This is a genomic window from Acinetobacter sp. RRD8, from assembly GCF_031844225.1.
Classification (GTDB): Bacteria; Pseudomonadota; Gammaproteobacteria; order Pseudomonadales; family Moraxellaceae; genus Acinetobacter.
The window spans coordinates 150,718-165,309 of sequence record NZ_JAUZUU010000001.1 but is presented as its reverse complement, the minus strand read 5'-3'; the positions used below and the strand labels follow the sequence as shown (position 1 = coordinate 165,309).

General features: G+C 42.9%; 13 protein-coding genes. 7 read left to right on the top strand and 6 right to left on the bottom strand.

The genetic code is table 11. The annotated features are described in order from the left end of the window. Positions 1 to 98: 98 nt before the first annotated feature. Complete coding sequence (locus Q9R24_RS00800; RefSeq protein WP_311203504.1) at positions 99 to 752, bottom strand: HAD-IB family phosphatase; 654 nt, start codon at positions 750 to 752, stop codon at positions 99 to 101. Continuing rightward, entirely contained in the window at positions 719 to 1,927 is a 1,209-nt protein-coding gene (locus Q9R24_RS00795) for a DUF1615 family protein (RefSeq protein WP_004646653.1), read from the bottom strand. Before Q9R24_RS00795 ends, Q9R24_RS00800 begins: the two co-directional genes overlap by 34 nt. Before the next feature lie 80 nt (positions 1,928 to 2,007). Here Q9R24_RS00795 and dusB point away from each other — a divergent pair, with 80 nt between their 5' ends. Further along, positions 2,008 to 3,033: a tRNA dihydrouridine synthase DusB gene (dusB, locus tag Q9R24_RS00790; protein WP_311203503.1), complete on the top strand. Its 1,026-nt coding sequence runs from the start codon at positions 2,008 to 2,010 to the stop codon at positions 3,031 to 3,033. Between the two features lie 271 nt (positions 3,034 to 3,304). Next, the gene (locus Q9R24_RS00785; protein WP_004729893.1) at positions 3,305 to 3,982 is read left to right on the top strand and encodes a hypothetical protein; all 678 of its coding nucleotides are present in this window, start codon (positions 3,305 to 3,307) and stop codon (positions 3,980 to 3,982) included. A 55-nt stretch (positions 3,983 to 4,037) separates the two neighbouring features. Here the strand turns inward: Q9R24_RS00785 and Q9R24_RS00780 are convergent, their stop codons facing one another. Beyond that, a complete protein-coding gene (locus Q9R24_RS00780) occupies positions 4,038 to 5,081 on the bottom strand; it encodes a nitronate monooxygenase (protein ID WP_311203502.1) in 1,044 nt (347 codons plus the stop codon). Positions 5,082 to 5,288: 207 nt separating this feature from the next. Here Q9R24_RS00780 and Q9R24_RS00775 point away from each other — a divergent pair, with 207 nt between their 5' ends. The 3 genes from Q9R24_RS00775 to Q9R24_RS00765 all read left to right on the top strand — a co-directional run bounded on the left by Q9R24_RS00775 (position 5,289) and on the right by Q9R24_RS00765 (position 7,900). Then, positions 5,289 to 6,548 carry a putative DNA modification/repair radical SAM protein gene (locus Q9R24_RS00775; RefSeq protein ID WP_311203501.1) on the top strand — a complete coding sequence of 420 codons (1,260 nt, stop codon included), beginning with the start codon at positions 5,289 to 5,291 and terminating at the stop codon, positions 6,546 to 6,548. Further along, positions 6,548 to 7,327 (top strand): TIGR03915 family putative DNA repair protein, encoded by a 780-nt coding sequence (locus Q9R24_RS00770; protein WP_004279976.1) that lies wholly within the window; start codon positions 6,548 to 6,550, stop codon positions 7,325 to 7,327. Before Q9R24_RS00775 ends, Q9R24_RS00770 begins: the two co-directional genes overlap by 1 nt. A gap of 63 nt (positions 7,328 to 7,390) precedes the next feature. Next, positions 7,391 to 7,900: a hypothetical protein gene (locus Q9R24_RS00765; protein WP_004646660.1), complete on the top strand. Its 510-nt coding sequence runs from the start codon at positions 7,391 to 7,393 to the stop codon at positions 7,898 to 7,900. Positions 7,901 to 7,953: 53 nt separating this feature from the next. Here the strand turns inward: Q9R24_RS00765 and Q9R24_RS00760 are convergent, their stop codons facing one another. From Q9R24_RS00760 to metK, 3 genes are all read right to left on the bottom strand, one after another. Next, positions 7,954 to 9,165, bottom strand: a complete 1,212-nt coding sequence (locus tag Q9R24_RS00760) for a YeeE/YedE family protein (RefSeq protein WP_311203500.1) — start codon at positions 9,163 to 9,165, stop codon at positions 7,954 to 7,956. Between the two features lie 266 nt (positions 9,166 to 9,431). Continuing rightward, positions 9,432 to 9,776 carry a hypothetical protein gene (locus Q9R24_RS00755; protein ID WP_004646662.1) on the bottom strand — a complete coding sequence of 115 codons (345 nt, stop codon included), beginning with the start codon at positions 9,774 to 9,776 and terminating at the stop codon, positions 9,432 to 9,434. 331 nt (positions 9,777 to 10,107) lie between these two features. Further along, positions 10,108 to 11,274 (bottom strand): methionine adenosyltransferase, encoded by a 1,167-nt coding sequence (metK, locus tag Q9R24_RS00750; protein WP_004646663.1) that lies wholly within the window; start codon positions 11,272 to 11,274, stop codon positions 10,108 to 10,110. A 475-nt stretch (positions 11,275 to 11,749) separates the two neighbouring features. On the opposite strand from metK, the gene Q9R24_RS00745 reads away from it, so the two are divergent. Next, the gene (locus Q9R24_RS00745) at positions 11,750 to 12,133 is read left to right on the top strand and encodes a pilin (RefSeq protein WP_253144731.1); all 384 of its coding nucleotides are present in this window, start codon (positions 11,750 to 11,752) and stop codon (positions 12,131 to 12,133) included. 446 nt (positions 12,134 to 12,579) lie between these two features. After that, positions 12,580 to 14,568, top strand: coding sequence for a transketolase (gene tkt, locus Q9R24_RS00740; RefSeq protein ID WP_311203499.1), 1,989 nt, complete (start codon positions 12,580 to 12,582; stop codon positions 14,566 to 14,568). The last annotated feature ends 24 nt before the right edge of the window (positions 14,569 to 14,592 follow it).

Below are 14,592 nucleotides of genomic sequence, written 5' to 3'. Positions count from 1 at the left end.
ATCTGCCTTAAAAGTATCATTGAGCGACAACTCATCTGTCATTTAAGTGCTTGTTAAAGATTATTATGGCGTATCAATAAAGCGGAAATTTTAAAGCCCTAATATGTCATTGAATCGGATGGTAGATTAATTTTTGGCAATTGCTGATCTTGTCCTTCCAGATAGCGTTGATGTGCCAAACTCAGCATTTCCTGATCTTCTTCGCTATTCCCATAAGCATAAATTTCAGCATAATTATCCAGATTATATTTTTCTAGAATTCTAATTTTCTTTTGTGTGTTACTACAGTCAGGAGTTTGATAAAACCCTGTCAATTTCCCAGCTTTGATTTCAACTTCGCTACAGATTAAATCGATATTTAAATAACTGCACACCGGTTTAAGATACAAATCCAATGAGGCTGATACCAGCACGACTTCATGTCCTAATTGTTGATGCTGTTTAAGTTGTTCTAATAATTTCGGATTCAACTTGAATATTAGTTGTTGTGCATAATCCTGAGCTAATTGCAGAATTTCCTCTGCATCACTGTTTTTAAACATGCTGGCATACAATTTGGGTCGCATGCGGTGTGCCGGATAGAAATTTAAATAATAGGCCTGTATCCATGGCAAAATTTGCATGCCGCGTTTCACAATATGCCGTTTTCTTAAGGCATGGAAAATGAACCCGGTAAAGCTATCATGTAGATACAGGGTTCCATCAAAATCAAATAAGGCTAGAGTTTTAGATTTTTGATTTTGCGCATGCATGTTTGATATCGACCATCGACGCGGGTAGCAAACCAGTTAGTATTATAATCACGACTTAATTTTGGTCCGGAAATGACCACTTCAGGCATAATGGCATAGATAGGATCTTTACCCGTTTTTTCCTGATAAAGCTTGCTGACACCACGATAAGTCATCGTATCTTCAAAGTCTTTATCTTTTTCTTTCTTTAAATCAGCTCGGATTTGACGTTCAGTGATAATAAAATTATTTTTGGCAAAAACACTGATTAACTCACGCTCAGATTGACTCTTCTGCGAACGGATCGCGCCATCTTTAGTATAGAGCAATAAGTCGCCATCCAGATCAAGTTCGGCTTCAGTTAAATCATTTAACATGCTCTGAAAAGCGGCATTTCGACTGGAATACATGCCCGAGTTATAGTCCGCAAAACGATAAATTGGCTTGTCATAATCCGCCGGATACATCATCAGGCGATGAATCCCATAATACAGACCGCCATATTGACTGTAGAGATCGGTACGTAACTCTGCGATATTGCCGCCTTGGCGTTTATGTTCTTTCGCATAGCTGATATGTACCTGCATTGAACCCAAGGTGGTAATTGGATTCATTTTCTCGCCAATATTCTGGCCGACCAGTTTGGCAGCACCAGTCAGGGCGCTAACATGATAATGCTTTGACATATAGTCAAATATTTCACGATATAATTCGTCGAGTTCACGTTCGGTTTTGACCCGGCGCATCTGGCTTAAGTAGTTGTCTTCAGGACTCGGATGGTTCTTGAGAACTTCCTGGAAATATCCTGCAACTGTGCCACCAATTGCTTGACCAAGCTTATCTTTGAATTTTTCATCAAGGCGACCTTGGACTTCCTTAACCGCCTTTTCACCCAAACCCGGAACAGTAGGATCTGCAACAAAGTTAGATTCCTGATCAACCACTGCCACAATCGTACAAACATTTTCCTTGGTCTGAGGAATGCCGAGCTGTTCGGTAATGTCATAAATATCTTGTGCCCAAGACTCACGTTGGTTGACACGGTTTGGAATAGCTTTGCGAATATGTTCAACTTCAAGTGTCGGTTCATCATCTTTTGACCACCATGAACCATTGCCACAACCGGCAAGACCCAGAGAAAGTACAAGTACAGACAATGACTTAAAAGAAAAACAAGAAGCGAAAGTTTTATTCATGGTGTCGTAAATTAATTGAAAAGATGAGCGAATAAGGCAGATGCAGTATACTATGCCCATCAAAAAAGTGATGAATTTATATGTATATTGGTCCATATCAACTGTCAAACAATTTGATTGTCGCTCCCATGGCAGGTGTGACCGATCGTCCGTTTAGAACCTTGTGCAAATACTTTGGTGCAGGCCATGCGGTCAGTGAAATGATGACATCTGACAAAACTTTGCGCATGAGTAAAAAGAGCTTATATCGTGCCAATTTTGATGGAGAGCTGGCACCGATTTCAGCGCAGATTGCTGGTTCAGATCCCCATGATCTGGCTGAAGCGGCACGTTATCAGGTGGCCAATGGTGCGCAAATTGTTGATATTAATATGGGCTGCCCAGCCAAAAAGGTCTGTAACCGACTCGCCGGTTCTGCTTTATTGCAGGATGAAGATCTAGTTGCGCGTATTCTGGATGCAGTTGTGGCTGCAGTTGATGTGCCAGTGACCTTAAAAACCCGTCTGGGTTATTTGAACGGTCAGGAAAATATTATGCGTGTCGCTAAACGTGCTGAACAAGCCGGAATTGCAGCGCTAGCTTTACATGGCCGTACCCGTGAAGATATGTACCTGAATACCGCGCGTTATTCTTTAATCAAAGACGTAAAGGAAATGTTGAAGATTCCTGTGATTGCCAACGGTGATATCGACAGTCCGGAAAAAGCCAAATACGTGCTGGATTATACCGGTGCAGACGCAATTATGATTGGTCGTGCAGCACAAGGTCGCCCCTGGATTTTTCGTGAAATTGCCCATTATTTAAAAACTGGTCAACATCTTGACGCACCAAGTATTACAGAAGTTAAAGATGTACTGCTGGGACATTTGACAGAATTATACGAATTTTACGGCGAGTATTCCGGCTGCCGAATTTCCCGTAAACATATTGCCTGGTACACCAAAGGACTGCGTTCCAGTAATGAGTTTCGTCAAAGCATGTATCAGGTAGAAAATACCGCTGACCAGTATCATGTGGTAGAAGATTATTTTAATGCACTGCTAGAACATGGTTTAACCATGACTGATGTACAGGTCGAGCAGGTGAATTTACTGGAAACCAAGTAATGACGGGCAAAATTCAGCGAATCATGTAATATTTTTTGCATGAAATCCCTACCTTTTTTATCTTGAGCAGGCTGATTTTTGCATTTTGTTTACACTTCAGCCTGTCTAATACATAGCAGCACAGTTTGTTCACTTAAACTGGACAGGACTTGGACATTGCTTACTCAAGCTTCCTCTATGATGAACCTATCCAGATATAAAGATGAACCTATCCAGATATAAACCAGATGTGATCCATCTTGTTTATCGTCATCATTGAGGGAGATCTGTAATGACAAATACCAATCGTCCAGTCACAGAGTTTAGCCATAAAACGTCAACGGAATTGCCACAAGAACGCAGTGAAGGCCTGAATATCAATCCGACTGATACTAATGCACGTCCAGATTTGAATACACCCGTGAAAGATAATCCTCGTGTTCCAGACATGAATGAAGGTGAAGATAATCTGGCTGCGACCAGTGCCGGTACTTTGGGTGGAGCTGCGGTAGGCGCAGTTGCAGGTCTGGTCGGTGGCCCTCCAGGTGCAGTGGTGGGTGGTATTATCGGTGGTGTTGTTGGCGGTATTGCAGGTAATGACATTGCGACACCTGATCATGAGAAACAGGCAGATAATTACCAGCACCCAGAGAACTTTCCTGAGGCAGATAACTATCGACATCCAGATCATTTGAGAGCAGAAGATAATTACTGGAGAGATGAGTATCATAATCGCCCGTATTTCAATGAAACGCGTAGCACATATGGCGATCTAGATTATGATCGTGATTATCGCGGTGCTTACCGGGTCGGTTATGAAAATCGTCCGATGTATGAGCATGATACGGATTTTGACCGTGCCGAACCTGAACTGCGTACCAAGTGGGAACAGTTAAAAGGTGAGTCCCGCCTCAACTGGGAAGAAGCGAAATTTGCAGTTAAAGATGCCTGGCATCGTGTCACACGCTAATTCTAGATAAATTAAAAACCTCTCCATGTGGAGAGGTTTTTTTATGATTCAAGTATTAAAGATGCTTCATTTCCAGTATGAGCTGATTGATCAGATCAGACGCTTCCATTTCACGAATCTGTGCTACGTTCGAACCTGCCCAGAATGCGCCATACCCTTGATCCCCATGTTTGGCAGCAGCAGCATGTAATTGCTTGGCCAGATCATAAGTATATGGATAAGCGGGAACATCCAGCCGATCGGGTGTATCCACCTCAATATGCCAGTGGTTAATAATGCCACGTGCAGGACGACCGGAAATACTGGCACTCACCTGAGTGAGTGGCTTGGAAAATAAGGCTTTACGATAGGCATCATTGGCATTAGAAGATTTACACTGCACAAATGCAGTCCCAAGTTGCACGGCATCTGCACCGAAATCCATCATTTGACGCGCTTGCTCACCCGTCATAATCCCGCCTGCCGCTACAATCGGCAAGGAAGAATGCTGTTTGATCAGCTTCACCAGATTGGAGGTTTTGACTGAAGCATCAAACTTGGTGCTAAAAATCCCGCGATGGCCACCAGCCTCAATACCCTGCGCAATAATGATATCAATTCCGGCTGCTTCAATAGCTTTAGCTTCGGCAAAATTGGTGGCAGACACCATGGTCAGAATCCCGGCCTGTTTTAAGGCTTGAATCTGATGCGGATGCGGAATCCCAAAATGAAAGCTGACCGCCCGTGGTTTGGTTTCCAATACCAGATTCAGGAAGTCATCATTGTCTTTAAAACTCGGATAAATACACTCCAAATGATCCGGTGCCTGAGTGCCATATTCGGCAAATTTATCTTTAAACTGGGCAATCCATGCCTGCGCTACAGCCTCATCTACAGGTACACTCTCATGACAGAAAAAATTAACCTGAAAAGGGCAATCTGTCAGTTCCTGGGTCTTTAAAATCTGTTCTCGTGCAGCCTCGATACTGCTGGCCCCCAGACCCAGTGAACCCAAGCCGCCCTGATTGGACACTTCGGCAGCAAGCTCGGGCGTAGAGACACCTGCCATCGGTGCCAAGAAAATAGGATGTTTAATTCCGAGATTTTCTAATAAAGACATAGATTTGCTCCTTGTTATGCTTTTACTTTGCCTTTGAGCACAAAATTAAGCAAATCATATTGGTTATTTTATTTTGAAATACTGCAGCATGGGTTACGTATTATTTACATTTCTTGCGACACGCTACGTCGCCAAGAAGATATAACTCTTATTAGCCTAGAATTGAACACTTTATAATAGCTTTTTGGTCACATATTCTCTGAGCTCATGTCTGATCGTATCCGTGAAAAACTGCAAATTTTAGCCGATGCTGCCAAGTATGATGTGTCGTGCTCATCCAGCGGTAGCAACCGTAAAAATAAAGACAAGGGCGTGGGCAATACCGGGAATGGCATCTGCCATAGTTATACCGAAGATGGCCGCTGTGTGTCCTTATTGAAAATTCTGTTCTCTAATGTCTGTATTTTTGACTGTTCCTATTGTGTTTCGCGCCGTTCCAATGATGTCCAGCGTGCTGCATTTACTGTGCAGGAAGTCGTCGATCTGACCATGAATTTTTATCGGCGTAATTATATTGAAGGGCTGTTTCTCAGTTCGGGGATTTTTAAATCAGCCGATCACACCATGGAGCGGATGCTGCAGGTGGTCAAAAAACTTAGGCTCGAAGAAAACTTTAATGGCTATATCCATCTGAAAACTATTCCGGGTGCATCACAGGAGATCATTACCGAAGCTGGACTGTATGTCGATCGTATGAGTATTAATCTGGAAATGCCGACGGAGGCGGGACTGCAAAAATTTGCGCCTGAGAAAACCCATGCCGAAGTACAAAAAGACTTGGGCATTGTGCGTGACCGGTTGATCCAGCTCAAAGATGAACGCAAGCTGATTAAGTCCGTTCCAAAATTTGTACCTGCCGGACAAACTACACAAATGGTGGTGGGCGCGCATAGTGAAACCGATCAGGACATTATTTTAATGGCTGACCGGCATTACAAGGAATTTAAGCTGAAGCGGGTGTATTTCTCTGGCTATATCCCGATTAATCCCGAAGATAAAGCCTTACCTGCTATCGGCTCAGCACCGCCATTATTAAGAGAAAACCGTCTGTATCAATCTGACTGGCTGATGCGTTTTTATGGCTTTGCTGCTGATGAAATTGTCGATGATCAGCATCCGAATCTGGAGCTGGAGATTGATCCTAAACTCAGTTGGGCCTTGCGTCATTCTGAAGCCTTTCCAGTCGATATTAACCGTGCCGACTATAAAATGATTTTACGGGTACCCGGCATAGGCGTGCGTTCTGCCCAGAAAATTGTACAGGCCCGCCGTTTTGGACAGATTCATATTGACCAGCTAAAACGCATGGGCGTGGCTTATAACCGGGCGCAGCATTTTATCCGCTGTGCAGATACACCGAAATTTAAGAAAGATCAGCAGTCCCATCAGATTCGCCAGCAAATTTTGATGTCAGGACAATCCAAATATCAGCAGCAACTTTCACCTCAATTAGGATTGGGTTTCTAGTGGCAAGTTACTGTTTTGATGGCAGCATGACTGGTCTGCTCAGTTGTGTATTTCGTGCTTTCGAGTTTAAAGAATTTAACGTGATAGTGACGGCCAATCCTCAAGCACAAACAGGTTTATTTGATGAATTTATCCATGTGGCCTCTAATGATCAGCATGGGCAGCGGGTGTGGCAGGGATTAAAGCAGAAAGTATCTTCCAGCAGTTTGCGTGCTTTTTACTATACGTTTTTGTCAGAGCAGGAAGCAGCGTTCCAGACTCTTTTTGATTTTGCAGTCTATGTCTTTCAAAACCAGCGTCCAGTCGATAAAGATTATGGTCATACTGCGGTGATCGGCATGTCGCAATGGGCCAAGCAAGTGGGGCGGGAAAAGCATCGTATGGAGGCTTTTGTACGCTTTAAAAAAGCCAAAGATGGTTTGTTTCTGAGTCTGGTCAGACCGGATTTTAATGTCTTGCCGATTATTTCCCGACATTTTCAGGAGCGTTATCAGGATCAAAGCTGGCTGATTTATGACGAGCAGCGTAATTACGGTATTTATTATGATTTAAGGCAGATGCATCAGGTCGAGATGAACGCTGAAATAATCGATCCACAAATCCGGATTGGTCATAGTCAATCATTTAGTATTGAACTGGATGATCAAGAGCTGCTATATGATCAGCTCTGGAAAGACTATTTTAACAGTGTGAATATTCAGGCGCGCAAGAACATGAAATTGCATATTCAATATGTGCCAAAGCGCTACTGGCGTTATATGAATGAGAAATTACTTTAAACAGTACATCAAGCTGCTTTCAGGCATAATAAGCATTGGTATATTTAAATTGAGTGTATAAACATGAAGGTATGGCTAACGTCATTAGCGCTGCTCACTGGATTAACTGCATGTTCGGAACAACCACAAAAACCGGTCGTAGATCCAGCCAAATATCAGGTTCAGACCGCACAGGAACTGCAGCAACGTTTTGATGCACTCAATGTCCAGTTAGCCCAAGACTTTCAGAAATTTAAGAAAGTCGAAAGCATTGCTTTCGCACACCAGTTTCCTTTAGATGTCAATAATCTGCAAAGCTTGAACCAGCATCTCGTTAGCAGTACCGCATTAAAACCTAGTAAAATCGCCTATTGCGATATGATGAATAGTTATTTTGCCGATATGTTCCGTTTGGGACATTACAATCTGGAACTGGTCGATGACATTAAATTGCCCAATGCCAAGAATGAAAATTTAAAAGCTAATTTCTCTGATGCTGATCATTTTTATACCTTTATTCTGGATCGTTATACGACTTATCGTCAGGTTCAGCAGACCATGGGTTATGGCTGTAATTTAAAAGCTGCGCTGTAAATCCTAAAGCCAGAAAAAAGCCCATCACAGATGGGCTTTTTTGATTTTAAGCATTAGCAACCGGTCAGTTTTTCAGGCTGCGGTTTTTCATTCGGGAAGAAAATCGGACGAAGTTTTACCCCGATCCCATTACCAATAAAAGCGAAGACCAGCCATAACCAGCCATGCAGACTACCCGACGCAATTCCACTGAAATATGCACCGATATTACAACCGTAGGCCAGGCGTGCGCCATAGCCCAGCATTATGCCACCTATAACAGCAGCAATCAGTGAACGTTTTGGAATATTGAAATTCGGCGCAAATTTACCTGCCAAACTTGCTGCCAACAAAGCACCCAGCATGATACCGAAGTTCATCATTGAGGTAATATCAAACCATAATGATTCTGCCAGTGCTTTGGCATTGCCTGCTTTTTGCCAATAATCCCAAGAAGCTACATCAACACCCACAAGCGTAGCACCTTTGGCACCCCAAACTGCCAGCGCAGAGGTTACGCCCCAAGGACGACCTGCGAGTGCCAGCGTAGCAAAGTTGAGCAAGGTCAGAATAATACCGCCCCAAATCAAAGGCCATGGACCACGAACAAAGCGCTTCCAGCCCTGATATTCACTGCGTGGCTCAATTTCCAGGCTGCCATGACGTTTCTTTTCGAAATAAACTGTTGCTGCAGCAATGATGGCAAAAACGATAAAGCTCAACAGTAATCCAGGGAGAACGCCTAAACTTTCTACCAGTGAAATCGGTTCAAGATGTGGCAGGGCAAACCACCAGTCAAGGTGCGAGGTCGCAATCACAGACCCGATACAGAAGAACAAGAGCGTCACCAGCATACGTGCGCTACCGCCACCTACAGTATACAACGTACCTGATGCACAGCCGCCACCAAGTTGCATGCCGATACCGAAAATAAAGGCACCAATCATGACTGACATGGAAACAGGATTAACGTTACCTTTAACTGGGTTGCCGAATAATTCACCTGCACCTAAAGCCGGGAAAAACAGCAGGACCGCCAGAGCGAGCATAATCATTTGTGCACGTAAACCATGGCCGCGACGTTCCTTGATAAAGACACGCCAGCTCGAAGTAAAACCAAATGAAGCATGGTACAGGGTCATGCCCAGTGCACCACCAATCAAGAATAATAGAGCCTGATTTAAGCCTACGATTTGATAGGCACCGATTGTACCTATGATAAGCAAGATAAAAGCTGCCCAGACCGAAATATTCGACCGTTGGGAAGCAGCAACAATGACTGACATGGGAGATTAAATTATTAAAAATAAAGGCTGGTATTCTACTGAATTTCAGTTTAAATGCAGCCCGTTTTGCCGAGTGAATCACAATTAAGTCATTCTAATACTTGATAAGTTTTATCAGTTTATCTGATTTTGTCGACTCATTTAGATAAAAAATGATCCCATCAAGAATTAATGCAATTTCAATTTAGATCATTCGCTATTTAAAATCATCCCTAATAAAAAAGCCTGCAATCGCAGGCTTTTAAACATCAAACTGAATGCTAAAATCAGTTTTCAGCTTTTTCCCGAACGTCTCCCGCACCTTCTTCAACTGCCGCAGCAGTTGCTGCAGTTGCTTTACGTGCTGCTTCCGCAGTGGCATCTGCTGCTCTAGACGTTGCAGCAGCTGCTTCGTCCGCTGCCTGAGCAGTATTTTCTGCGGCATTATCCATTGCTCGTTCGGTTTCTACCGCAGCCTCACGGCTGGCATCTTCCATATCATGGCCGGCTTGATTGGCTGCATTTTCTAAATGCTCACCTGTGGTTGCGCCGGTTTCAGGCGCTTCTTCTTTACTACAGCCGACTAAGGCAACAGTGGTCGCCAAACCTAAAGCAATCAGTAATTTATTCATCGAGTAATATCCTTTTGTTGTTGTAGAGCTGCAATCTAATTTAGCAGCCATTTATTTAGATTTATGCTAGCAAATAGATCAACATTTGTTGATTAACTGTAACTTTTTTCGATACTTATACTGTAATGGCACAGCCGGAAGTTGTTTTAAGTTTCATGGAAGAGTGATATTCACAGAGAGGGGAGTTTCAAAAGTATCATTCAAAAGTCAGGTTATAGTATGAAGCTTGGTATTTAGATATTTGTTATCATGAGCCAGAAAAAATTTTAAGAATGAAAAAATAAAAGACATCAAAAAAGCCCGCATGATGCAGGCTTTTTTAAAGAAAAACTTATAGACCAGCAGAGGCTTTAAGCGCTTCCACTTTGTCAGTTTTTTCCCAGGTAAATGCAGTATCAGAACCTTCACGACCGAAGTGACCATAAGCAGCAGTTTGCTTATACATCGGCTGGATCAGGTCAAGCATACGGGTAATGCCATATGGACGTAAGTCGAAATGTTCACGAACCAGTGCAATAATCAATTCTTCAGAGACTTTTGCAGTATTGAAGGTATTGATTGAAATTGAAGTTGGCTCAGCAACACCAATTGCATAAGACACCTGAATTTCACACTTGTCAGCCAGGCCAGCAGCAACGATATTTTTCGCCACATAACGACCTGCGTACGCAGCAGAACGGTCAACTTTAGAGGGATCTTTACCAGAGAAAGCACCACCGCCGTGACGTGCCATACCGCCGTAGGTATCTACGATAATTTTACGGCCAGTTAAACCACAGTCACCTACAGGACCACCGATCACAAACATACCCGTTGGGTTGATGTGGAATTTGGTGTCTGCATGGAACATGTCAGCAGGAATGATTTTTTTCACGATTTCTTCAATCACAGCTTCTTTCAGGTTCGCTTGAGTGATTTCAGGATCATGTTGAGTCGAAAGAACGACAGCATCTAAACGAACTGGTACGCCATTTTCATAAGCAAAAGTTACCTGACTTTTTGCATCTGGGCGTAACCATGGCAAGGTGCCATTACGGCGTAATTCAGCCTGCTTTTCCATTAAGCGATGCGCATATGAAATCGGTGCAGGCATTAATACATCAGTTTCGCGGCTTGCATAACCGAACATTAAACCTTGGTCGCCGGCACCCTGATCTTCAGGTTTCTGGCGGTCTACACCCTGAGCAATTTCAGGTGACTGTTTACCAATCATGTTGATCACGGCACAGGTTGAACCATCAAAACCAAGATCAGAATGGTGATAACCAATTCCGTTTACGGTATGACGTACAATTGCCTCAAAATCAACATTTGCTGTCGTTGTGATTTCACCGGCAAGTACAACCGCACCTGTTTTTACAAGCGTTTCACAAGCAACCCGTGCATATGGGTCTTCTTTTAAGATTGCATCCAAAATAGCGTCACTGATTTGGTCAGCCATTTTATCTGGATGGCCTTCGCTTACAGATTCCGAAGTAAATACAGCGTACTCGCGCATAGTCCTATCACAGTTAATTTTAAAGACCCGATATGTTACATCGAGTTGCGCTCTAGGACTAGCTTAACACGATAAAATTGGTCGAAATTGTTTCAAATTATTGTGTTTTTAATTGATTAATAGAATTAAAAAAATTGATATATCTATTTAGACAGCATTATTGATTGAGGAATATGAAGCAACAATATTTTAATCCATCAGACTGTCATAAAATTAAATGCTTAGATTTCCGATTAAATCTTAAAAAATAGATGATAGAAAAAATACAAAGCTCAAAATTTAAAATTTACTTAAGCAAGTGATCATTACACCAATAAAGCAGATTCAGACTGTGCGCCTTGCGACCAACTGTCTTGTCGATGTTCAAGCGTGTCTTCATATTAGCGCTAAGTCTTCCACATTAGCTGTTTAGGAATGGCGATATCTTTTGCTATGGACTTCTTGTTGGAGCAAGACTGTACGGAGATCAGAAATCATGTATCAAAAGGCATTTACCCTGATTGAAGTGCTGATCGTGCTCATCATCATCGCGATTTTAGTGACGATGGCTTTTATGAGTCATCAAGCTTATGTCGTGCGGAATCAATTAGCAGAAGTGTTTGAGCAGGCTGGAGCATATCGAACCCAGTTCATTGCTTCGGATCAACACTGTGATGCTGGTCGCGAGATTGGTGGTCCTAGCCAATATATCGAAAAAGTGATTATTAATGCCGCGTGCCGGATAGAGTTCAAGATAGGAGAGCAGGGTGTAGATACTGCGATTCGCGGGAAATCAGTCGCTTTTGATGTTCATAGTGGTAAATGTTATTCCACTGATATTCAGCAGCGTTATTTGCCTAAAGACTGTCAGGTTCAATAAGTCTGCCGAAGTATAAAATTAGCCTAAGCAAATTAGATTTTCACCTGTATATCAAACAATCCTGCCAATATTTTATAAAATTTAGTATAAATTACATTATGAATAGATCAGTGAATTGTATAGATTTTCTTTAAAAATAATGATGTGAGACATATAAAATAGAAATAAAATCAGCATAAATTCAATCCTGTTTATCAGCTTGAAATCCAGATACAGAAATTAAAGTCGCTTTTGAAATGCAGGATAATTCAATCTGTAAACCAGTAGAGCGAATCAAAGCCGAAGAAGAAATGTGGAATAATTGTACGATAAGGCAAGAGACACTCAATAAACTGATAAATATTGTTGGTTAGTCTTTACCCCTCGCTGTTTTTTTAAGACAATAGACAGCAGTTTTGAAAGTCTTTTCATCATTTCCTATTTCTGAATATTTTGGACTCTGATTTATGACAACCCCGCTTAATGAACGTCGTATTGCAAACGCAATTCGTGTATTGGCAATGGATGCTGTGCAAAAAGCAAACTCAGGACATCCAGGTGCTCCAATGGGGATGGCAGATATCGCTGATGTGGTTTGGCGTGAATTCATGAACCATAACCCGACCAACCCGAATTGGGCAAACCGTGACCGTTTTGTATTATCAAATGGCCATGGCTCTATGCTTCAATATGCGCTTCTTCATTTAACGGGCTACGATCTTTCGATTGAAGATCTTAAAGCATTCCGTCAACTTCATTCTAAAACACCTGGTCACCCGGAGTTGGGCTATGCACCAGGGATTGAAACGACGACTGGTCCTTTAGGTCAAGGCATCGCGAATGCTGTCGGTTTTGCACTGGCTGAAAAAACTCTAGCTGCGCAATTCAACAAAGACGACATCCAAGTTGTAGATCACTTCACTTACTGCTTCCTTGGCGATGGCTGTTTGATGGAAGGTGTTTCTCACGAAGCATGTTCTTTGGCAGGAACATTGGGTCTGGGCAAACTGATTGCTTACTATGACGACAATGGCATCTCGATTGATGGCGAAGTGGAAGGCTGGTTCTCTGACGATACAGAACAACGCTTCCTGGCATACGGCTGGCAAGTGATTAAAGTTGATGGTCACGATGCAGATGCAATCCGTCAGGCAACTGTTGAGGCGAAAGCTGAAACTGCTAAACCAACCATCATTATCTGTAAAACCGTGATTGGTTTGGGTTCACCAAACAAGCAAGGTAAAGAAGACAGTCATGGTGCACCACTCGGTCATGACGAAATCGTGTTGACTCGTGAAGCACTAGGCTGGACTGACGAAGCATTTGTGATTCCTGAAGATGTGTATGCAGCTTGGGATGCGAAAGCTAAAGGTGCTGAATCAGAAGCAGCTTGGAACGAAACATTTGCTGCTTATGCTGCAAAATATCCAACTGAAGCAGCTGAGCTTAAACGTCGTTTATCTGGTGAATTACCGGCTGACTTCGTTGCAAAAGCGGATGCCTATATTGCAGAAGTGAATGCCAAAGCTGAAACGATTGCGACGCGTAAAGCCAGCCAAAATACGTTGCAAGCACTTGTGCCTTCTTTGCCTGAAGTGCTTGGCGGTTCTGCTGACCTTGCAGGCTCTAACCTGACTTTATGGAAAGGTGCGCAAGGCGTACAGGACAATCCGGCAGGTAACTACGTACACTATGGCGTACGTGAGTTTGGTATGACTGCAATTGCCAATGGTGTAGCACTACACGGTGGTTTCATTCCGTATGTAGCAACATTCCTGATGTTTATGGAATATGCACGTAATGCAGTGCGTATGTCTGCTCTGATGAAACAGCGCGTAATTCATGTTTATACGCATGACTCAATCGGTCTGGGTGAAGATGGTCCAACACACCAACCGGTTGAACAAATCGCATCTTTACGTGGTACACCGAACCTGAATACATGGCGCCCATGTGACACTGTTGAAGCAGCGATTTCCTGGAAATCAGCTTTAATGCGTTCAGAAGGCCCAACGGCATTAATCTTCTCTCGTCAAAACTTGCCATTCCAGACCCGTACTCAAGCACAAATCGAGAACGTTGCGAAAGGTGGTTATGTACTGGCTGAAGAAAAAGGCGAATTGAAAGCGATCATTATTGCAACGGGTTCAGAAGTATCTTTGGCAATGGAAGCGTATGCACAACTTGAAGGTGTACGTGTAGTCTCTATGCCATGCGCTGAAGAATTCATGAAGCAAGATGCAGCTTATCGTGAAGCGGTTCTTCCATCAAACATCCGCGCACGTGTTGCTGTTGAAGCTGCGCATGTAGATTACTGGTGGAAATTTGTGGGTCTTGATGGTCGCGTCATCGGTATGACCACTTATGGTGAATCTGCACCTGCAAAAGATCTGTTCCAGTTCTTCGGGATTACCACTGAAGCAGTGGTAGCAGCTGTAAAAGAGATTACTGCATAATCAACTGATTAGGCGGTTTATTAA